Source organism: Streptomyces sp. NPDC053493, from assembly GCF_044544825.1.
Classification (GTDB): domain Bacteria; phylum Actinomycetota; class Actinomycetes; order Streptomycetales; family Streptomycetaceae; genus Streptomyces.
Genome location: NZ_JBITXS010000020.1, coordinates 17835 through 38083, shown reverse-complemented (window position 1 = coordinate 38083; position 20249 = coordinate 17835). Strand labels below are relative to the sequence as shown.

Genomic DNA, 20249 nt, shown 5'->3' with positions numbered 1-20249 from the left:
GGGACCGCGGCTACTTCCTGGGCATCTGCTGCTGGGCCTTGTCGAGCTTGGCGCGCACCGACTCGGTGGTGACGGGGCGGCCGGCGGCGGCGTCCGCGAACAGCTCCTTGACGGCCGTGCCGACGACGGTCTCGAACTGGGACTCCTCCGGGACCTGCGGCAGGGCGGCGGCGCTCTTGGCGAGGGTGTCGCGGATGACGGCGAGCGCCGGGCCGGCGAAGGCGGGGTCCGCCTGCGCGGTCTTGACCGGCGGGACGGAGCCGTAGGCCTGGTTGAGGGTCTTCTGTTCGGCGTCCGAGGTCATGAACTTCACGAACTTCAGGGCGCCTTCGCGGTTGCCGGTGTTCTTGAAGACGGCGAGGTTGATGCCGGCGACCATGGAGTTGATCCGGGTGCCCTGGCCGGGCGTGCCGGAGGGCACGGGCGCGGGCGCGACGCCCCACTCGTCGGGCTTCATGCCCTGGGCGGCGAAGGTCTGGGCGGGGGTCTGCCACAGGACCATGGCGGTGCGGTTCTTGGCGAAGTCGCTGAGGGACTGGTTCTGGGCGTATTCGGCGTTGCCGGGCGCGACGATCTTGTGGGCGGCCATGAGGTCGACGTACTGCTTGACGGCGGCGACGGCGCCGTCGTTGGTGAAGTCGGCCTTCCCCTCGGGTGTGAAGAAGTCGGCGCCGTGCTGCTTGGCGAGCACGAAGACGTGGTGGATGTTCTCGGCGGGGTTGGCGCCCTCGACGCCGAGGGCGGAGTGTCCGTCCTTGGCGAGCCTGCGGCCGGCCGCGGTGAGTTCGTCCCAGGTGGCCGGCGGTGCGCTGATGCCGGCGTCGGCGAACATCTTCTTGTTGTAGTAGAGCGCGTAGGCCATGGAGTAGAGCGGGACGGCGGCCGGGTCCTGGCCCTGGGCTCCGGTGGAGCCGAGCGCGGACTCGACGAAGCGGTCCTTGCCGCCGATGGCGTCGAAGTTCTTCTCGTCCCAGGGCAGCAGGGCGCCGCTCGCCTGGAGGGAGGCGCTCCAGGTGTTGCCGATGTTGAGGACGTCGGGGCCCTGGCCGGAGGTGGCGGCGGTGAGGATCCGGTTGAGCAGTTCGGACCAGGGCACGACCTCCAGCCTGACCTTGATGCCGGTCTCCTTCTCGAACCGGTCGAGTTCGGGCTGGAGCACCTTCTTGTCGGCCTCGACGCTCGGTCCCTGGTTGGACGCCCAGTAGGTGAGGGTCCTCGGCCCGGAGGCGGAACCGCCCGAGCCGTCGGTGGTGCCGCCGCCGCAGGCGGTCGCGGTGAGGGCGAGCGAGAGGACGGCGACGCCGGTGACCGCGGCTCTGATTCTGCGCATGACTCCTCGGAACCCTTTCGGTGAGGTCGCTTAATTCACGGCGTGAGTTAAGCTCCAAGAGAAGGGCGCGTCAAGGCTTCGCGCCGGGTGTATGTTGCCGAACAGGCCGCGAGAAACGGGGGGTTGAGGTGCGAGCAACGAACGGGCGCACGGTGCGCGACCTGCGAAGGGAGAACCGCACGGCGGTCCTGCAACGGCTGTACTTCGACGGCCCGACGAGCCGGCTCTCGCTCGCGCCCGCCACCGGTCTCAGCTCCGGCTCGGTCAGCAACGTCGTCGCCGAACTGGTCGCCGAGGGCCTGGTCGAGGAGGCCGGCAGCGTCGACTCCGCGGGCGGACGCCCGCGCACGCTGCTGCGGATCAGTCCCGGCAGCGGCTGCATGATCGGCGTCGACGTGGGCGAGACCCGGATCAGGATCGAGCTGTTCGACCTCACCCTGACCGAACTCGCCCGCACCGAGCGGGCGTTGGCCGTCGACAGTCCCGAACCGCACGACCGCTACGAGGTCGGGCTCGTCGTCGGCCACATCCGCGACGGCATCGCCGAGGTGCTGCGCGCGGCGGACATGGACGCCGGCCGGCTGCTCGGCGTCGGTGTCGGCGTCCCGGGCATCGTCGCCCACGGCCCCACGGACGGCGGCTCGGAGCGGGGTGAGGGCGGCGGCTCGGGCGGCGCCGTCGTGCACGGGCAGACCATCGGCTGGGACGCCGTGCCGCTGGAGCGGATGCTGCGCGAGACGGTCGACCTGCCCGCCTCCGTCCCGTACCGGATCGACAACGGCGCGCGGACGCTCGGCCAGGCCGAGCTGTGGTTCGGCGCCGGTCGCGGCGCCGGCAGCGCGGTCTTCGTGCTCTTCGGCTCGGGCGTCGGGGCCTGTGTCGCCACCGACCCGCTGGGCCCCGGCCGCGCCCTGGAGTGGGGCCATCTGACCGTACGGGTGCGGGGACGCCGCTGCCGTTGCGGGGCCCGCGGCTGCCTGGAGGCGTACGCGGGCGCGGAGGCGCTGCTCGAGCGGTGGCGCGAGGCGGGCGGCCGGCCGCCGGCCGGCGCGGACGAGGAGACGGCGCTCACCGCGATGCTGGCCGCCGCCTACCCGCCGGACGACGCCGGGCGCGCCCCGGACCCGACGGCCCTCGCCGTCCTGGACGAGACCGCCGAGTATCTCGGTGCGGGCTTCGCCGACCTGATCAACCTCTTCCAGCCGGAGCGGATCCTGGTCGGCGGCTGGGCCGGACTCCAGCTCGGCCACCGCTTCCTCGACGGCGTGCGGGAGTACGCGCGGGAGTACGCCCTGCGCTATCCGGCGGCCCGGGTCACCATCGGCCTCGGCACCCTCGGCCCGGAGGCGGTCACCATCGGCGCCGCCATCCTCCCGCTCGCCGACTTCTTCGCCCGCGGCGGCCGCCGGGCCGAGCCGCCGACCGTGGAGAGCCCGCCGCGGGAGCAGCCGCCGTGGACGACGACGGTCCGGGAGCGGGCGTACTAGACCTGGAGGTACGGCCGAGGCGGCGGCACCGCCTCATGAGCAGTCGGCACGTGCCCGTGGCGCGCGGCGGCCGGGTCCGACACGATGGCCCGGTGACGAGACGCCGGCGCCGTGACGACGGTGGCGGCGGTGATGACGGTGAAGTAAGGGGAACGGCATGAGCGGTGTCGCGCGCAGGACGGTCGTCGCGGCGGCGGGCGGGGCGGGTCTGACGGCGGCCCTCGCGGCCTGCGGGACGGAGCAGGGCACGGGCGCGGACGGCGGGGCGGGAGGCGGCACGGGAGGCAAGGACTCGGCCGGCGGTACGGATTCCTCCGGCGGTACGGAGCAGAGCGCGCCGCTCGCGCGGACCGGCGACATCCCGGTCGGCGGCGGCAAGGTGCTCGCCGACCAGGGGCTCGTCATCACCCAGCCGAAGGCGGGCGAGTTCAAGGCGTTCTCCTCGCGCTGCACGCACCAGGGCTGCAGCGTGTCCCGGGTGAGCGACGGCGTCATCGTCTGCCCGTGCCACCAGAGCCACTTCGACTTCTCGGACGGCAGCGTCAAGCAGGGTCCGGCGACCCGGCCGCTGGAGCCGGCACCGATCGAGGTGACCGGGGACGCGATCAGGCTCGGCTGACCGGCCCGGGCGCCTTCCAGCAGGCGAGGACGTCGTCGGTGGTCGTGACGGTGGCGACGAGCGCGAGGCTGTGCCGGAGCACGGCCGGCGTGTAGTCGGCCGGCACTCCGGCGACGGCGTCACCGGGCACGACGACCGTGTAGCCGAGGTTGACGGCGTCGAAGACGGCGTTGGGCACCGCGACGTTCGCGGAGACACCGGTGACGACGAGGGTCCGGCAGCCGAGGTTGCGCAGCAGGGCGTCGACGTCGGTGCCGGCGATCGGCGACAGGCCGTGCAGGCGCCGGACGACGAGGTCCTGCTCGGCCGGCTCGATGGGTTCGGCGATCCGCACGGCGTCGCTGCCGCTGAGCTGCTGGACGGGAAGCCGGGCGGCGGCACGGAAGAGGCGCGCGTTGCGGTTGGCGCCGCGCCCGTCGGGGCGCCGTTCGGCGACGGCGTGCAGCACCTGGACACCGGCCTCGTGGGCGGCGGCGACGAGCCGGGCGATCCGCTCCAGTGCGCCCGAGGAGCGGGCGACGGCGGCGAGTTCGGGCAGGGCGCCGTCCTCGCCGACGACGCCGCGCTGGCACTCGACGGTCAGGAGCACGGTGCCCGCGGGATCGAGCTGCTCCGCGAGCCGTTGCGACGCTTGTGCCGCCAGCCGTTGCGACACTTGTGACGCGGGCCGTTGCGTTGCGAGCCGTTGCGTTGCGAGCCGGTCCTTCTGCTCCACGGTGTCCTCCTGCTTGCACCTCGGCTGCCGAGCCCCCATGATTTCTGACACTCCATCAGAAATCCAGAAGGGTGCGGACGATGACCGTCGCACAGCGCCGTGGACGCCGGATCATGATGAGCCCGGCCGAGCTCGACACCTTCCTCGCCGAACAGCGCACCTGCCGGGTCGCGACCGTCTCGGGCGGCGGACATCCGCACGTGAGCCCGCTCTGGTTCCTCTGGGACGGCACCTCGCTCTGGCTCTACTCGCTGACCCGCAGCCGCCGCTGGGCCGAGCTGCGGGAGCGGCCCCGGGTGGCGGTCGTGGTCGACGACGGCGAGGACTACGGGGAGCTGCGCGGGGTGGAGCTGTCGGGCACGGTGGAGTTCGTGGGCGAGGCTCCGCGCACCGGCGAGCCGTGCGACGAACTCGACGCCGTCGAGCGGCTTTTCGCGGCCAAGAACTTCGGCCTGGACGCCATGCCGCACGACGGCCGGCACGCCTGGCTGCGGCTCACCCCGGACGCGATCGCCTCCTGGGACTTCCGCAAGCTCGGCCTTCCGTAGACCCGGGCTCCCCCGGTCGACCCGTCGGCCCGCGCTCCGGTAGGCGCGGAGCCCCGGGGTCCCGCCGACTCCCGAGGCCACCGCCGGCCCGGCCCGGCACACGCGCGCCGCGGCGGTGGTCAGCCGTCGAGGGGCGCGCCCGCCGCCCGCAGCGCCTCGACGACCGCGCGGATGGACGGCCGGCGGCCCGCGTCGGTGCGCCAGGTCGCGTAGATGTGCCGCCGCACCGGCTGCCGTACGGGCACGAACGCCACACCGTCCCCGACCGGCAGCCGGCCGAGCCGCGGGGCGACACAGACGCCGAGCCCGGCGGCGACCAGGGCGAGCTGGGTGTGGTGGTCGGCCGCGACATGCGCGATCCGCGGCTCGACGCCTTTGGAGCGCAGGGTGAACATCAACCAGTCGTGGCAGAACTCGCCCTGCGGCCAGGACACCCACTCCTCACCGGCGAAGTCCTCCAGGTCCACCGCCTCCCGCCCCGCCAGCGGATGGTCGGCGGGCATGGCCACGTCGGCGGAGTCGTCGAGGAGATGGGCCCGCTCCAGGCCGGGCGGGACGGGGGCCCGCTTGTTGTTCCAGTCGAGCACGACCGACAGGTCGCAGTCCCCGCGCAGCACCTCGCGGACGCCCGGCTCGGGCTCCAGCTCCGTGGTCTGCACCCGCAGCTCCGGGTGGGCGGCGCGCAGCGCGCGGATCGCGGCCGGGAAGAGCCCGCGCATGGCGGTCGGGAAGGCGGCGATGCGCACCTCTCCGACCACCTGGCCGCGCTGCGCCTCGATGTCCGCCTGGGCGAGCTCCACCTGGGAGAGGATCCGGGCCGCGTGCTCCGCCAGGAGCAGCCCGGCGTCGGTGAGCCGGATCCCGCGGCCGTTCTTGGCGAGGAGCCGCTGGCCGATCTCCCGCTCCAGCTTGGACAGCTGCTGCGAGACGGCCGAGGTCGTCACGTGCAGCCCTTCGGCGGCGCCGCTCACCGAGCCGTGCCGGGCGACGGCGTCCAGGGTGCGCAGGCGCTCCAGGTTCAACATGTAAGCGATACTAAGACATCGACTCCAGGAATTCTCGCTTGTGCTACGAGGTGGGCTCGGCGACCCTGAGTCCCATGAGCCGTCCCGCCACCCTTTCCGCTCCCCGCCGGCCGCACGCGGTCGACTGGCGCATCCGCTTCGGCGTCCTCGCCCTGATCTGGGGTTTCAGCTTCCTCTTCATCAAGGTCGGCACGGCGGGCTTCGCCCCGTTCCAGGTGACCTTCGGCCGCCTCCTGTTCGGTACGGCCGTGCTGGCCGTCGCCCTCGTCGTCAAGCGCGACCGGCTGCCGCGCGGCGCCCGCACCTGGGGCCATCTGACGGTGGCGGCCTTCCTGCTCAACGCGCTGCCGTTCTCGCTCTTCTCGTACGCGGAGCTGACGATCCCCTCGACCCTCGCGGGCATCTGCAACGCCACCACGCCGCTGTGGGGCATGGTCCTGTCGCTGGTCGCGCTGTCGGAGGACCGCCCGACGCGGGTGCGGGCGGCGGGTCTGGGCATCGGCTTCGTCGGCGTCCTGACGGTCCTGGGCGCCTGGCAGGGCTTCTCCGGTCTGGACGTCACGGGCACGGCGCTCGCCCTGCTCGCCTCGTTCAGCTACGCGGTCGGCTGGATCTACGTCCGCCGCACCCTGGCCGGCACCGGCGCGTCGAACCTGTCGCTCGCCACCGGCCAGGTGGGTCTCGCGACCCTCCAGCTGGCGGTGGTCACACCACTGTTCACGTCCCTGCCGACCGACGTCGACCTCCTGCCGCTGCTCGCGGTCGTCGCGCTCGGCGCGCTGGGCACGGGCTGGGCGATGCTGCTCCAGTACGGCGTGGTCGCCGAGGTCGGCCCGACGACGGCGTCCATGGTCACGTACTTCATCCCGGTCATCGCCACGGCCGCCGGTGTCGCCCTGCTCGACGAGCACCTCACCTGGAACACACCGGTCGGCGCGATCGTCGTCCTCGCCGGCGCGGCCCTCACCCAGACCCGCACCCCGAGCCGCCGCCGCCCACCGACACCGCAGCCTGCGGCCCCCACCGCCACATCCCCGAAGCAGGTCGCGGCTCCGGCTGCGGCTCCCGCGAGCCGCTCCTAGCGCTGCGACCCGTAACAGCTCGGTCGAGCCCAGGAGGCCGACCGGGGACGACTCCCCGGCCGGCCTCCGCGCGACGTGCGGTGCTCCCGCGCGCGCCGGCTCAGCTCAGCGGGAGGGAGTCGACCACCCGCCGGGGAAGGGTCCACGCTCCGGTGACCACGTCCGTCGCGGTCCGCCGTCCCTGGGTGACCAGCCAGACGGTGGGCGATTCCGGTGACTTGATGCGGGTTCCGTCGGCGATCTTCGTGCTCATGGCGTCCCACACCCGGGCCGGAACGATCTGCAGAGGCTTGTCGCCGTAGCCGGCCGCGTTGCGTTCTTCTGCGGACCAGAAGTCCACCCGCGCCCCACCGACCACAGCCGCCTCGGACGTCGACCCGCTCTTCCCCAGCCGCGTTCCGTCCGCGATCTTCGTGGGCAGCGCCTGCCAGACCCGGTTCGGCACGACCTGCATGGGGTCGTCGGCGTAGCCGCTGGCCGTCAGTTCGTCCATGCTCACGAACGCGATCTTCGCCCCACCGACGATCGCCCCCTGACCCGAAGAACCCGCGTCCTTGATACGCGTTCCGTCCGCGATCTTCGTGGGCAGTGCCTGCCAGACCCGGTTCGGCACCACCTGCATGGGGTCGTCGGCGTAGCCGCTGGCCGTCAGTTCGTCCATGCTCACGAACGCGATCTTCGCCCCACCGACAATCGCCCCCTGACCCGAAGAACCCGCGTCCTTGATACGCGTTCCGTCCGCGATCTTCGTGGACATGGCCTCCCACACCCGGGCCGGCACGATCTGCAGAGGCTTGCTGCCGTAGCCGGCCGCGTTGCGTTCTTCTGCGGACCAGAAGTCCACCCGCGCCCCACCGACCACGGCCGCCTCGGACGTCGACCCGCTCTTCCCCAACCGCGTCCCGTCCGCGATCTTCGTGGACAGCGCGTCCCAGACCCGGGCCGGGACGACGCGCAGGGGCTTGTCGCCGTAACCGGCCTCCTGGAGTTCCTCGATGCTGATGAAGGGGATCTTCGCCCCGCCGACGATCGCTCCCTGCGAGGTACTGCCCGTCCTGCCGACCAGTGTCCCGTCGGCGATCCTGGTGGTCATGGCGTCCCACACACGGGCCGGGACGGTCTGCAGAGGCTTGCTGCCGTAGCCGGCCGCATTACGCTCCTCCTCGGACCAGAAGTCGACCCGCGCCCCACCGACCACGGCCGCCTCGGACGTCGACCCGCTCTTCCCCAGCCGCGTCCCGTCCGCGATCTTCGTGGTCATGGCGTCCCAGACACGGGCCGGGATCATCTGCAGAGGCCTGTCGCCGTAGCCGGCCGCGTTGCGCTCCTCCGCGGACCAGAAGTCCACCCGCGCCCCACCGACCACGGCCGCCTCGGACGTCGACCCGCTCTTCCCCAGCCGCGTCCCGTCCATGATCTGCGTCGGCAGCGCGCTGAACGCGCGAGCCGGCACGGCCCGCACCTTCGCGCCCCAGTCGGTGCCGAAGCCGGCGTCGACCACTTCCTGCGGACTCGCGAAGTTCACCCGTCCCCCGCCCACGATGGCGGCGACAGGCGTGGAGCCCGAAGAGCTTTGGAGGAGGGTTCCGTCCTGCGGGACAGGAGGAAGCAGATCGAAGTGGCGTGAGGGGATGCCACGCACCTTCGCGCCCCAGTCGGGGCCGTACCCGGCGTCGATCACTTCCTGCGGGCTGGCGAACGGGATGGCAGCACCGCCGAGAATCATCGCGACGGGAGTGGACGTGCCGCCAGAAGCACCCTGGACGAGGGTTCCGTCTTCGGGGATGGTGCCGATGCCGTGGTAACTGCCGGGAGAGATCGCCACGACGCGGCTGGCCCAGTCGGTGCCGTACCCGGCGTCGATCACTTCCTGCGGGGTCGCGAACGGGATCCGGGCGCCGCCGACCGTGACCGACACGGGCAGGTCCGTGGATCCGGACTTCGCCTGGACGAGTTGTCCGTCCGCCGGCCGGGCGTTCATGTGGTCACGGGCGTCGACGGACCACGACGACACCTTGACCGGCGTGCCGCAGGTGACGGGGGCGTCGCAGCTCTCCTGCCACAGCGGGGCACCGCCCACGAACAGGTAGACGCGGCCCTGCTGGTCGACGGCGGAGACGCCGTTGCGCGGAGTACGCGGCCCGGCGTCGATGACCGCCTGGGTGGTGGGTCGCAGAGCCGTGTCGCAGATGTCGTCGGCGCAGGTCGCCTGCCACACCGGAGCACCGCCGACCATCTTGTAGACGCGCCCGGTGTCACCGGTCGACAGGAGCGTGCCGTCGGCAAGGCCGTACACCGACGTCACGGGCTGAGGGCCGGTGGGCGGCGCCGGCGTCCCACCGGGCTGGCCGCCGCCGCCCCTGCCGCCACGGCCCTCGCGAGGACATTCCCCGTCTTCCGGCGAACCGGTGAAGATGCACACCCACGACTTCACCGGAATGACGGCCCAGGCCTTGGTGACGTCGGGACTGCGCTTGCACCAGTACGTCCCTCCGAAGTAGGCCATCTCCGGCGGGCCGAACCTGCTGTAGTTGATCTCCAGGAACCTGACGTACGGCTGGGCGTAGAGACCCGAGTGCGGTGGCACCGTGTAGGTCTCCTCGTTGAGCGTCACCGTCTTGTCTATGACGGTCTGGGTCCAGCCTGCCTCGAGGGTCGCCGCGATGACGGAGCTCACCTCGATGGAGCCCGACACGGATGTCGCCGTCTCGACGGCGTACTCCTTCGTGTAGGAGATCTTGTGGGTGCCGGTTTGATCCGTCGTGTTGAAGACGCCCGTGGAGGGTCCGACAGGACGCGTCACGTACTTCCGGCTCAAGAGGTTCACATCGACGTGAGGCAGGTCCTGACACACGTACCAGCCGAAGATATCGGCGCGGGCCGGTGAGCTGCCTGCCAGCAACCCGCTCACCGCCAGCGCCAGAATCACCGCCACGTTCAGAACCGCGGCAGGCACCCGATGTCTCGCCCGTTTCATGTTCCCCCCGAACTCGTACTGCCTTCAGCGGCCGGTACGACGCATTCCGATGCCCCCTCATGGACATGAGGGGGCGAGGCGAAGGCGATCCTCGCCGGGACGTCGCACGAGGGGCAAAGCATTCGAATATCTTCGACATGTCGTCAGCCACCACCCAGGAACGGTGCGCTCCCCCTCTACGTCTCCTGCGGTCGCATCAGGTGGAGATCCTCTCCCCACGCGTCCAGCACCGCGCCGTGTCCGGCCTGTCGGGCCGCCGTCTCGACGAGAGCGAAGAGGCGGCGCTGTGCGGATACGTCTCCGGTGGCCGAGATGAGGCCCACCGTGTCCAGCAGAGGTGAGCTGTCCCAGCCGGGCAGCGGGAATCGGGCAAGCTCCCACTCCAGGTACTTGTTGTAGGGGCGGGGCCGGCGGTCCAGGGCGAAGAGCAACTCAAGCAGGAACCGGACGCTGTCCGCGGCGTCGAGCCGGGCCGCGAGGGCATGTCCGTCACGCGCGTTCTTCACCGAGCGGTAAAGGGAGTTGGCATAGGCGTCCAGCCACTCGGCCGCCTCCCGGAATGCCTGATCGGCGTCCAGACGGGCTTTGCGGGCCAGGATGTGCGCTATCCCTCCGTCGAGCCGGTCGAGCACGATGCGTGAGCGGGAGAGTGCGTACCTCTCGAAGCCGGGCATGCCGAGGGCACGGAACTCCTCCAGGGAGAGGATGACGAGATCGAGCTCGGGGCTGCGGTGCCCGGTGAAACGGACGAGGTCGGTCGTCGCGTCATCCGCGAGGACCACGTAGAGATCGTGGTCGGAGTGCTCGGTGGTCATGCCCTCATGGGCCTGGGAGCCCTTGAGGACGAGGCCGACCACGGCCGGGTCGGCCGTGGCGAGGTCGATGAACGCGTCATAGGTCATGAGCTGGGTCATGGTGCTGTCTCCGGCGAGAGGTGACGGGCATGGCAGCCGGGCATCCCCCGCGTGGCGGGGTCGCCTTCACCGTCCGCGGTGGCGCGTGGCCACCGCCCGGATCTTCAACGCACGTACGGACTCTACCGACTTGCTCGTCGCGCGGTCCTGCCTTTGGGTCGGGTCACGGTCGGCGGCTCGTGCGGGCGGTCGTTCCCCGCCGCTCACCCGTCGGGCCACGCCCACCGGTGCCGGCACCGCTAAGGCCGGCCCCGGCGGGCGCGGCCCCGGGCCCTACCCGTAGCTGCGGGCGGGCGCCGGGCCCGCCGCGTAGGCGACCGCGTCGGCGAGCGGCTCCAGGTCCTCCTGCGTGAGCGTGGAGACGGTGAGGCGGACGGCCGGGCCCGCCTCCATCCGGAAGCGGGCGCCGGGCGCGACCGCCCAGCCCCGGGCGAGCAGCCGGGCGACCGCGCCGGTCTCGTCGGCGACCGGCACCCAGACGTTCATGCCGCTGCACCCGTGCGACTCGACGCCGCGCCGGGCGAGCGCACGGACCAGGCCGTCGCGCCGCGCCCCGTACGAGCCCGCCACGACCGCCGGATCGACCGCGCCGGCGGCCCACAGGTGGACGACCGCGCGCTGGAGCAGCCGGCTGACCCAGCCGGGCCCGAGGCGCTGGCGGCCGAGGACCCGGTCGACCGTCTCGGCGTCGCCGGTGAAGGCGGCGATCCTCAGGTCCGGTCCCCACGCCTTGGCCACCGACCGCACGAACACCCATCGGCCCTCTCCTCGGGTGAGCGGGTGCAGCGGCTGGGAGACGATCCCGTGTCCGTGGTCGTCCTCGATCAGCAGCACGTCGGGGTGCGCGTCGAGGACCGCGCGCAGCGCGGCGGCGCGCCGTTCGCTCACGCAGGCGCCCGTCGGGTTCTGCGCCCGGTCGGTGACGATCACCGCTCGCGCGCCGGCCCGCAGTGCCCGCGCCACCGCGTCCGGCAGCGGCCCTTCGTCGTCCACGGCGACCGGCACGGGGCGCAGCCCGAGCGCCGGTACGAGATCGAGGAGGCTGCCCCAGCCGGGGTCCTCGACGGCCACGGCGTCTCCCGGCCGCAGGTGGACGGCGAGGACCCGTTCGATCGCGTCGAGCGAGCCGGACGCGACGCCGACCGGCCCGGCCGGTACGCCGCCCTCGTCGAAGGCGGCCCGGGCGAGCCGTGCGAAGTCCTCGTCGACCGGCGCCTCGCCGTACATCGGCGGCCGCTCGGCGTACTCGCGCGTGACCTCGGCGAAGACGGCGCCGAGCGGTGGCAGCAGTGCGGGATCCGGGCTGCCCTCGCTCACGTCGCGGACGCCCTCGGGCGCCTCGACCCGGATCGATCCGCGCGCCGTCGTGGCCGGCGCCGACCGCACGCGGCTGCCGCGCCGCCCGTCGGTCTCGATCACTCCGCGCTCGCGCAGGGTGCGGTAGGCGGCGGCGACGGTGTTCGGGTTCACGCCCAGCGTGACCGCCAACTCCCGCATGGGCGGCAGGGATTGGCCGGGCGCGAGCTGCCCGGAGCCGACGCCCCGCTCCACGCTGGCGGCGATCTCCGATGCGCGACGGCCTTCGATCCGATACTCTCCTAGCACAAAGCTAAGTATGCACTAGTGCAATGGAGTACGCAATGGCGGACGCGACGACCGACACGATCACGGAGACGGCGACGGGCGCGGCCCCGGAGACAGCGGGGACGACGACCGGGTCCTACGAGCCCACCGAGCGCACCGTCCCCACCCGCTCCCGCGAACGCGCCTCGTACGACCGCGCCCTGGTCCACTCGATACTCGACGAGACCTACCTCTGCCACCTCGGCTTCGTCCGCGACGGCGCGCCCGTCGTGCTGCCCACGCTCTACGCCCGGGTCGGCGAGCACCTGTACGTGCACGGCTCGACCGGCTCGCGGCCGCTGCGCATGGCGGGCAGCGGCGAGGCGGCGCCCGGTCTGCCGGTCTGCCTCACCGTGACCCACGTCGACGGCCTGGTCCTCGCCAAGTCCGCCTTCCACCACTCCATCAACTACCGCTCGGTCGTCGTCCACGGCACCGCCCACCAGGTCACCGATCCCGAGGAGCTGCGCACCGCGCTCGACGCGCTGGTCGACCACGTGGTCCCGGGCCGCTCCGCCGACTCCCGCCCGGGCAACGCCAAGGAGCTCGCCGCCACCGCCGTCCTGCGCCTCGACCTCGCCGAGGTCTCCGCGAAGGTGCGCGCCGGCGGCCCCAACGACGAGCCGGAGGACGCCGCGCTCCCCCACTGGTCCGGCGTGGTCCCGGTCCTGCGCGGCTACGGCACTCCGGTCCCGGCCGCCGACCTCGACCCGGCGCTCGCCCTGCCCGACTACCTCGCCGCTCTCTGAGGACGCGGAGGACACCGCCATGCTGATCCATCCCTGGGACGCGCCCCACGACGAGCACGAGTGGCGGAGCTGGCTCGCCGCCCACGACTTCGGCCAGCTGGCGGTCAACGGATCCGCCGGCGAGCCGCCGTGGGTGCAGCCGGCGCACTTCCGCTACGAGCCCGAGCCCGGCCCGTACGGACAGGTGATCACCCACCTCGCCCGCCCGAACCCGCTCTGGCGCGACCTGGAGCGCAATCCCGTCGTGCTGCTCGGCGTCGTCGACGACTACGCCTTCGTACCGGGCCACTGGACCGCGCCCGACGGCGCTCCGAGCGAGCACGGCACACCCACCTCGTACTACGCGGCCGTCCAGCTGCGCTGCCTCGCGCACGTCGTCGACGACCCGGCCGAGAAGGCGGTCCTGCTCAACCGGCAGGTCGCCCACTTCCAGCCGGAGGGCGGCACGGCGCCGGTGGTTCCCGGTGAGGCGCCGTTCGGCCGCATGCTGCCGGGCATCCGGGTGCTGCGGCTCGAGGTGACCGACGTCCGGGCGAAGTTCAAGTACGCGGGCAACAAGCCGCAGGAGGTCCAGGACCGCGTCGGGGCGCACCTGGCCGCCCGCCGGGGCCCCGGCGACGCGGCGGCCCTGGCCCACCAGGCCCGCCGCCGCGCCGCCGGAACCGCCCGCTGACCAGACCCTGGCCCGCGGCGGGGCGCTCCCTCTCCCAGGAGCTGCCTCGGACCAGGCGCTACACCGTCACCGTCTCCGTACGGCGGCGGCGTTCCGCCGCCGTACGGGCCTCGGCGAAGGCGAGGCCGGTGACGGCACACAGCAGGAGCAGGGTGCCGGCCACGGTGGCGGCGGTGAGCCGTTCGCCGAGCAGCGTGACCGCGACGACCGCCGCGCTGACCGGCTCCAGGAGCATGATCACGGAGACGGTCGCGGCGCGGACCACGGCCGCGCCGGCGAAGTACAGGGCGTAGGCGAGGGCGGTGGGCACGGCCGCGACGTAGACGAGCAGCGCGAGCACCTGCCCGGGCGCGTCCGTGTGCGGGACCAGGCCTTCGGCGGCGGCCATCGGCAGCAGGCCGACCGCGCCGACGGCGAAGGCCCAGGTGGTGGTCGACAGTGCGTCGCCGCCGCCGGCGTCCCGGCCGAGCCACCGGGTGAGCAGGGTGATCGCCGCGTAGCCGGCGGCGGACACGACGGCGAGGAGGACGCCGAGCGGCCGGACCTCGGCTCCGCCGCCGCCGAGCACGAGGACACCGAGCCCGGCGAGCGCTCCGGCGACGGCGGTGGCGCCGCCGGCGCCGATCCGTTCGCCCATCAGCAGCCGGGCGCCGACGGCGATGAGCACGGGTCCGGCGCCGAGCGTGACGACGGTGCCGACGGCGAGGCCGGTGGCCTGGACGGCGGCGAAGTAGGCGCTCTGGAAGACGGTGAGGCCGATCCCGGTGCCGAGGACGCGGACGAGCCGCCGCCCGCGCGGTTCCGGTGTGCCCGGCGCCTTGGGTCCGCGCCGCAGCGCGAGCGCGCCGAGCAGCAGCACGAGCCCGCCGACGCAGCGCCAGAAGGACAGGGCGAGCGGGCCCATGTCGCTGGTCCGGAACACCAGCGAGGCCGCGGCGCCGGCCGTGCCCCAGGCGATTCCGGCGACGATCAGATAGGTGAGGCTCCGCCCGGTGGACAGGGCGGAGGCGGAAGTGTTCGACACGTACGTTCTCCACGGGGAAGACGAGGGGTTTCGGTGGTCGCTCGGCTCCGCGGGCGGGCGGCGACGAACCGCTCGGGGGCCTGGAAACGGCCCGCCCGAGCCCGGTCTTCGTCAGCGGATGGTGCCGCCCGCGCTAGGCGGCGGGAGGCGGAAGAACGGTCGCGTGCATGATCGGCACCCTACGAGGCGTCGCGCTCGCCGGGCAACCCGGCCCGCTCGCCCCGCGCCGCCGCCGACCCCTTCCCGACCAGCGCCTCCGCCGACGCCTCCGCGCCCGCGTCCGCCGGACCCTTCCCTGCCAGGGCCTCACCCGCCTCCGCCGACGCCTCCGCGGCCCACCCCGCGACCGGCTCGGCCGCCGCCGTCTTCGGCGCCGACGACTGGGCGATGAAGGCACCGACGAGGACGACCGCGCCGCCCACGATCTGCGGGGCGGCCAGGTGCTCGCCGAGCAGCACCCAGGCGAGGACGGTCGCGACGACGGCCTCCAGGCAGGCCACCACGCCGGCGACCTGCGGGGAGAGCCGGCGCACCGAGACGACGCCGGTGACGTACGCGAGGACGGTGGCGATCAGCACGATCCAGCCGAGCAGCAGCCAGGCGGGCGCCCGGGTGCCGTCCAGGTCGGCGGTGCCGCCGAGGACCGACCAGTCCATGCCCCACGGGCGGGCGACGGCGGTGAGCACGAGCGCGCCGCCGAGGAGTCCGTACGCGATGACGCCGAGCGGGTCGGCGGGCTCGGCCTCGTCGCTGCCCTGGTCGGACAGCACGAAGTAGCCGACCTGGCAGCCGGCTGCGGCGAGCGCGAGGAGCAGGCCGAGCAGATCGAAGCTGAGGCCGGACCAGACCTGGACGACGCAGGCGAGTCCGCCGACCGCGAGGACGACGCCGAAGGCGGCGGCGCGGGTCACGGGGCGCCGCTGGACGAAGCGGACCCAGCCGAGGACGAGGGCCGGGGCGAGGTACTCCACGAGCAGCGCGACGCCGACCGGGATGCGGGAGATGGCCGCGAAGTAGAAGGCCTGGACGCCGGCGACGGCGAGCAGGCCGAAGCCGGCGAGCAGGGCGGGCTTGCGGCGCAGCAGGTCACGGTGGCGCCAGGCCACGGGCAGTATGACGAGGGCGGCGCCGGTCACCCGGAGCCACACCACATGGAGCGGGTCGAGTCCCGCCTCGATGAGCGGCTTGGCCGCCACTCCCGAACCACCGAATGCGAAGGCCGAGGCCAGGGCGATTCCCAGGCCGGCGCTTCTCCCCTGAGACGCGTGCATCGGGCCATCATGACAGGACCCGGTCAGCAGCGTAAGGACCGTTACACCTGTTGAGACGGCTCCTCGATCCGGGCGGCCAGGGCGACCGGGTCGACGCCGGCCCGGCGCAGCACTTCGGCGGCCCGGCCGGCCGGGTCGGCGGCCAGCGCGGCGAGCAGGTCGAGGCCGCGGACCCGGCCCTCGCCGCGCCGCGCCGCCCGCTCGAAGGCGCCCGCGAGGGCGGTGGCGGCGGCCGGCGACCAGCCGGCCGCGGTGGTCTCGGTGCCGCGCAGGACGGGCAGCGCGGAGCCGGTGTCCTCGACCGAGCGCTGCCAGCGCAGCCCGTATCCGATGGACCGCTGGACGAGGTAGCCGAGGATCCGGGCGAGCTGGTGGCCGCTGTCGAAGGCGGCGGCGACCTCCGGGTCGGTCTCGACCAGCGAGTGCAGCAGGTGCGCGGTGTCGATCTGCCGGTCGCCGTCGCGCAGGGCGCGGCGCCGGGCGGCCGTCAGGGCCGTCAGGAGCTGCGGGCTCAGTCCGTCCTCGAGCTCGGCGCGGCGCGCGGCGGGCCGCGGCCGGGGCAGCCGCGGGACGGGAGCGAGGCCGGACGGGGCGGCCGGGTGGCCGGGTCCGGGGCCGGGCGGGACGGGGGCCGGAGGGACGGGAGGGTGCACCCTTCCACCTCATCAGCCGCCGGGGCGCCGGACATCCCCGGCGAGGAGCATGTGCGCATCCCACCGGGGTTGGGCACGGGCGAGCGGTTCCTCCTCCTTACGGATGAGATCGCGCGACTTCCCGCCCAGGGGCGCGCGCCGCCTTGCTTTGCGCCCCGTACGCAACCACAGGCCCGTCCCGTGTCGTCCTTCAGACATGTTCTGGATGGTGGCCCTGCTCGCGCTCGACGGGCGGCAGTACGTCTACCGCGTGTACGCGCCGCGGGAGGCGCTGCCGGCCGATCTCTTCTGGGCCGCGTTCCACTGCCACGAGGACACCGGAGGTCCGCGCGCCTCGGACTGGTTCGACTCGGCGCAGATCTGGTGGATCGGCGGCGAGCCCGCAGAACTGACGGTTCATCAGTATTGAATGTTCACGCCGCTGCGGCTACGTTCCGCGACACCTGAAGCCGACTGGTACGCGTGAAGGGGTGGACCCATGGCCGAAGTCAGCGCGGAGGCACGGATCGAGGCACCGGCGGAGAAGGTGTGGGCACGGCTCACCGACTTCGGCTCGTACGGCGAGTGGAACGCCACCCACACGAACTTCCCCCACGGCGGCCCCGAGACCCTGGAGACGGGCGCGACCTTCGCGGAGAACATGAAGCTGATGGGCTTCCCCGCCGAGGTGACCTGGACGGTGGAGGAGCTGGAGACCGGCCGCGTCCTCGCCATCCGGGGCAAGGGTCCGATGGGCGTCAACGTGGGCACGCGCTACTCGCTCGCACCCGACGGCCAGGCCACGACCGTACGGATCGACGGGGAGTTCACGGGTGCGGCCGTGTCCCTGATGGCGGGCAAGCTCAAGGACTCGGCGACGGCGGCGCTGACCGAGTCGCTGCGCAAGCTCGCCGGTCTGGTCGGCTGACCGGCCGGCCGCTCCGTACGGCGAAGGGCCCCGCGGCGATCTGCCGCGGGGCCCTTCGTCGTACGGCTCGACGACCGCTCAGTGCTCGTCGGCCAGGATCAGGTACAGCTTCTTGCGGGCCTCGTTGATGACCTCGACGGCCTTCTGCCGCTGCTCCGCGCTGCCGGTCTTCCAGACCTGCCCGAAGGCCTCCATCAGGCCGAAGCCGGCCTGCCGGATCTCGTTCACGGCGTCCCAGTCGACGCCGCGCCCGGCCTCCTCCCACGGGGCGTCCGGCCCCGCGTCGGCCTCCGCGCGCCCGGCGTCGGTGAGCGTGAACAGCTTCTTGCCGCCCTCGCTCTCGCTGCCGATCAGACCCTCGTCCTCCAGCATCTGCAGGGTCGGGTAGACCGAGCCGGGGCTCGGCTTCCACGCCCCGCCGCTGCGCTCGACGATCTCCTGGATCATCTCGTAGCCGTGCATCGGGCGGTCCTTCAGGAGGGCCAGGATCGAGGCGCGCACATCGCCGCGCCGCGCCCGGCCGCGACCGCCGCCGCGGCCCCGTCCGCCGAAGCCGCCGCCCCAGGGCCCGCCGCCGAAGCCCGGCCCGAAGGGGCCGAAAGCGGCCCGCCGTCCCTCGAAGTCTCCGCGAGGGCCGGGTCCGCAGTTCCCGCGTCCGGCACCCGGGCCGTGGCCGTGTCCGAATTCGTGTCCGTAGGTACGCATCGCAACGCTCCTTCCATCGGGTTCCATCGTTGAACTGTCGCGATGCTTCAACGATATATCGGGACAGTTCGTTGAGCAAGGGCGACCGAACACGGACCCGGGTGGCTGCGGCCCGGCCCGGCCCGCGCCGCAGCCCGCCAGAGGGATCAGCGACCGGATCATTCGGCGGCGGGCCGGATCGGTCCAGTCGCGCCGAATTGGCCTTGGCCTGCGGTTTTCCCGGTCCGGTACGTTGCGGACCATGCGGATTCGAATCGTCGACGCCTTCACCGACCGGCCCTTCGCCGGCAACCCGGCCGGAGTCCTGCTCCTCGACGCCTTCCCGGAGGACGCCTGGCTCCAGCGGGTCGCCGCCGAGGTCAACCTCTCCGAGACCGCCTTCGCCCACCCGCTGCCGCCCGGTGGCGAGGCGGACTGGGCGCTGCGCTGGTTCACGCCGGCCACCGAGGTCGACATGTGCGGCCACGCGACCCTGGCCACCGCCCATGTGCTGCACAGCACCGGCATCGCGACCGGCACCGTCCGGTTCGCCGCCCGCTGCGGCGTCCTGATCGCCACCGCCGAGGCGGACGGCACGATCACCCTGGACTTCCCGACCTCCTCCCTCACCCCCGTGCCCGCGCCCGAGGGCCTCGCGAAGGCGCTGGGCGCCGAACCCGTCGCCGTCCTCGACACGGCCGCCCACATCGGCGACCTGGTGGTGGAACTCGCCGACGAGGCCACCGTGCGCGGCCTCACCCCGGATTTCGCGGCCCTGGCCGCCCTCTCCGAGCGCGGGATCATCGCCACCGCCGTCGCCGAGCGTCCCGACGGCGACTACCAGTTCGTCTCGCGCGGCTTCTTCCCCGCCGTCGGCATCGACGAGGACCCGGTCACCGGCAGCGCCCACACCGCCCTCGCCCCGTACTGGTCCGCCCGCTTCGGCCGCGACGAGCTGACCGGCTTCCAGGGCGGCGCGCGCACCGGCCTCGTGCGCACCCGGCTGCGCGGCGACCGCACCCTGCTGAACGGCCACGCGGTCACCGTCATCGACGGCGAACTCCACGCCTGAGCACGGCCCCGGCACACGCGAGGGGCGTACGGCCGATGCCGTACGCCCCTTTCTGAAGGTCCCGTGCTCACACGGTGGGCAGCCAGTCCACCTTCCCGGCGAGCAGCCCGTAGCCGACGAAGGCCACGATGTCGAGCAGCGCGTGCGCCACCACCAGCGGCCCGACCCGGCCCCAGCGCCGGTACAGCCACACGAACACCACGCCCATGACCATGTTGCCGACGAAGCCGCCGACGCCCTGATAGAGGTGGTACGAGCCGCGCAACACGGAGCTGGCCGCGAGCGAGGCCTTCGGCGACCAGCCCAGCCCGTCGAGCCGGCGCAGCAGATAGCCGACGACGATCACCTCCTCGACCACCGCGTTCTGGATCGCCGAGAGGATCAGCACCGGATACTTCCACCACACGTCCGGCAGCGACTCCGGCACCACGGTGAGGTTGAACCCGGACGCCCGCGCCGCCAGATAGAAGGCCAGGCCCGCGCTGCCGATGCCGGCCGCCACCAGGGCGCCGCGCCCGAGGTCGGGCCACGGCCTGCCGCGGTCGAAGCCGATCACGCGAAGGCCGCGCGCCGCCGGCAGCGCCCGCGCCGCCAGGCCCTCGCGCAGCAGCAGGTGCGCGACGAGGGCGACCGGCACGAGCGCGGTGGCGATGCCGAAGAGCTGCCAGGCCAGGTCGAGCCAGGGCCGCCCCGGCGCGTACGAGCCGTTGAGCGTGGCGGCCTGCTCCTTCAGGGAGCCGGGCTTGGTCAGCGAGCCGATGAAGCTGATGAGCGCGGAGAGCGCGCTCGCGCCGAGCGAGAGCGCGAGCACGAGCAGCATCTCGGAGCGCAGGATCCGGCGCGGCAGGCCGTCCGGAGGCAGGGAAGCGTCCACCACTCGTTGCTCCGACACCACA

General features: G+C 73.2%; 20 protein-coding genes. 9 read left to right on the top strand and 11 right to left on the bottom strand.

Features of this window, described 5'->3' with window-relative positions; translation table 11 throughout:
• Positions 1-10: 10 nt before the first annotated feature.
• Positions 11-1330: an ABC transporter substrate-binding protein gene (locus ACIGO8_RS32795; RefSeq protein ID WP_399738275.1), complete on the bottom strand. Its 1320-nt coding sequence runs from the start codon at positions 1328-1330 to the stop codon at positions 11-13.
• A gap of 128 nt (positions 1331-1458) precedes the next feature.
• Here ACIGO8_RS32795 and ACIGO8_RS32790 point away from each other — a divergent pair, with 128 nt between their 5' ends.
• Entirely contained in the window at positions 1459-2817 is a 1359-nt protein-coding gene (locus ACIGO8_RS32790; RefSeq protein WP_399738273.1) for an ROK family protein, read from the top strand.
• Positions 2818-2974: 157 nt separating this feature from the next.
• Positions 2975-3436, top strand: a complete 462-nt coding sequence (locus tag ACIGO8_RS32785) for a Rieske (2Fe-2S) protein (protein WP_399738271.1) — start codon at positions 2975-2977, stop codon at positions 3434-3436.
• On the opposite strand, the gene ACIGO8_RS32780 is transcribed toward ACIGO8_RS32785, so the two are convergent.
• A complete protein-coding gene (locus tag ACIGO8_RS32780) occupies positions 3423-4091 on the bottom strand; it encodes a cysteine hydrolase (RefSeq protein WP_399738269.1) in 669 nt (222 codons plus the stop codon). The two genes, ACIGO8_RS32785 and ACIGO8_RS32780, sit on opposite strands and share 14 nt — an antisense overlap.
• A 140-nt stretch (positions 4092-4231) precedes the next feature.
• On the opposite strand from ACIGO8_RS32780, the gene ACIGO8_RS32775 reads away from it, so the two are divergent.
• Positions 4232-4699, top strand: coding sequence for a pyridoxamine 5'-phosphate oxidase family protein (locus ACIGO8_RS32775; protein ID WP_399738267.1), 468 nt, complete (start codon positions 4232-4234; stop codon positions 4697-4699).
• A 119-nt stretch (positions 4700-4818) separates the two neighbouring features.
• Here ACIGO8_RS32775 and ACIGO8_RS32770 read toward each other — a convergent pair whose 3' ends face one another.
• Complete coding sequence (locus ACIGO8_RS32770) at positions 4819-5724, bottom strand: LysR family transcriptional regulator (protein WP_399738266.1); 906 nt, start codon at positions 5722-5724, stop codon at positions 4819-4821.
• A 74-nt stretch (positions 5725-5798) separates the two neighbouring features.
• On the opposite strand from ACIGO8_RS32770, the gene ACIGO8_RS32765 reads away from it, so the two are divergent.
• Positions 5799-6806 carry a DMT family transporter gene (locus ACIGO8_RS32765; protein ID WP_399738264.1) on the top strand — a complete coding sequence of 336 codons (1008 nt, stop codon included), beginning with the start codon at positions 5799-5801 and terminating at the stop codon, positions 6804-6806.
• 100 nt (positions 6807-6906) lie between these two features.
• On the opposite strand, the gene ACIGO8_RS32760 is transcribed toward ACIGO8_RS32765, so the two are convergent.
• The 3 genes from ACIGO8_RS32760 to ACIGO8_RS32750 form a co-directional block, all read right to left on the bottom strand.
• Complete coding sequence (locus tag ACIGO8_RS32760) at positions 6907-9609, bottom strand: hypothetical protein (RefSeq protein ID WP_399738262.1); 2703 nt, start codon at positions 9607-9609, stop codon at positions 6907-6909.
• Between the two features lie 350 nt (positions 9610-9959).
• Positions 9960-10697: a hypothetical protein gene (locus tag ACIGO8_RS32755; RefSeq protein WP_399738260.1), complete on the bottom strand. Its 738-nt coding sequence runs from the start codon at positions 10695-10697 to the stop codon at positions 9960-9962.
• Positions 10698-10970: 273 nt separating this feature from the next.
• Positions 10971-12302, bottom strand: a complete 1332-nt coding sequence (locus ACIGO8_RS32750) for an aminotransferase class I/II-fold pyridoxal phosphate-dependent enzyme (RefSeq protein ID WP_399738258.1) — start codon at positions 12300-12302, stop codon at positions 10971-10973.
• A gap of 23 nt (positions 12303-12325) precedes the next feature.
• Here ACIGO8_RS32750 and ACIGO8_RS32745 point away from each other — a divergent pair, with 23 nt between their 5' ends.
• Both ACIGO8_RS32745 and ACIGO8_RS32740 read left to right on the top strand, forming a co-directional pair.
• Complete coding sequence (locus ACIGO8_RS32745; RefSeq protein ID WP_399738256.1) at positions 12326-13069, top strand: pyridoxamine 5'-phosphate oxidase family protein; 744 nt, start codon at positions 12326-12328, stop codon at positions 13067-13069.
• A gap of 19 nt (positions 13070-13088) precedes the next feature.
• Complete coding sequence (locus tag ACIGO8_RS32740) at positions 13089-13742, top strand: FMN-binding negative transcriptional regulator (protein WP_399738254.1); 654 nt, start codon at positions 13089-13091, stop codon at positions 13740-13742.
• Between the two features lie 58 nt (positions 13743-13800).
• Here ACIGO8_RS32740 and ACIGO8_RS32735 read toward each other — a convergent pair whose 3' ends face one another.
• The 3 genes from ACIGO8_RS32735 to ACIGO8_RS32725 form a co-directional block, all read right to left on the bottom strand.
• Entirely contained in the window at positions 13801-14766 is a 966-nt protein-coding gene (locus ACIGO8_RS32735; RefSeq protein WP_399738252.1) for a DMT family transporter, read from the bottom strand.
• Between the two features lie 179 nt (positions 14767-14945).
• Positions 14946-16037, bottom strand: a complete 1092-nt coding sequence (locus ACIGO8_RS32730; protein WP_399738250.1) for an EamA family transporter — start codon at positions 16035-16037, stop codon at positions 14946-14948.
• 41 nt (positions 16038-16078) lie between these two features.
• Entirely contained in the window at positions 16079-16600 is a 522-nt protein-coding gene (locus ACIGO8_RS32725) for a Clp protease N-terminal domain-containing protein (protein ID WP_399738343.1), read from the bottom strand.
• Between the two features lie 286 nt (positions 16601-16886).
• Between ACIGO8_RS32725 and ACIGO8_RS32720 the strand changes: the two genes are divergently transcribed.
• A complete protein-coding gene (locus tag ACIGO8_RS32720; protein ID WP_399738248.1) occupies positions 16887-17099 on the top strand; it encodes a hypothetical protein in 213 nt (70 codons plus the stop codon).
• A 69-nt stretch (positions 17100-17168) separates the two neighbouring features.
• A complete protein-coding gene (locus ACIGO8_RS32715) occupies positions 17169-17597 on the top strand; it encodes an SRPBCC family protein (protein ID WP_399738246.1) in 429 nt (142 codons plus the stop codon).
• Between the two features lie 78 nt (positions 17598-17675).
• Here ACIGO8_RS32715 and ACIGO8_RS32710 read toward each other — a convergent pair whose 3' ends face one another.
• Entirely contained in the window at positions 17676-18302 is a 627-nt protein-coding gene (locus ACIGO8_RS32710; RefSeq protein WP_399738244.1) for a PadR family transcriptional regulator, read from the bottom strand.
• 241 nt (positions 18303-18543) lie between these two features.
• Between ACIGO8_RS32710 and ACIGO8_RS32705 the strand changes: the two genes are divergently transcribed.
• A complete protein-coding gene (locus ACIGO8_RS32705; RefSeq protein WP_399738242.1) occupies positions 18544-19353 on the top strand; it encodes a PhzF family phenazine biosynthesis protein in 810 nt (269 codons plus the stop codon).
• A 67-nt stretch (positions 19354-19420) separates the two neighbouring features.
• Here ACIGO8_RS32705 and ACIGO8_RS32700 read toward each other — a convergent pair whose 3' ends face one another.
• On the bottom strand, positions 19421-20173 hold the full coding sequence (locus ACIGO8_RS32700) for a CPBP family intramembrane glutamic endopeptidase (RefSeq protein ID WP_399738341.1): 753 nt from the start codon (positions 20171-20173) through the stop codon (positions 19421-19423).
• Positions 20174-20249 lie beyond the last annotated feature (76 nt).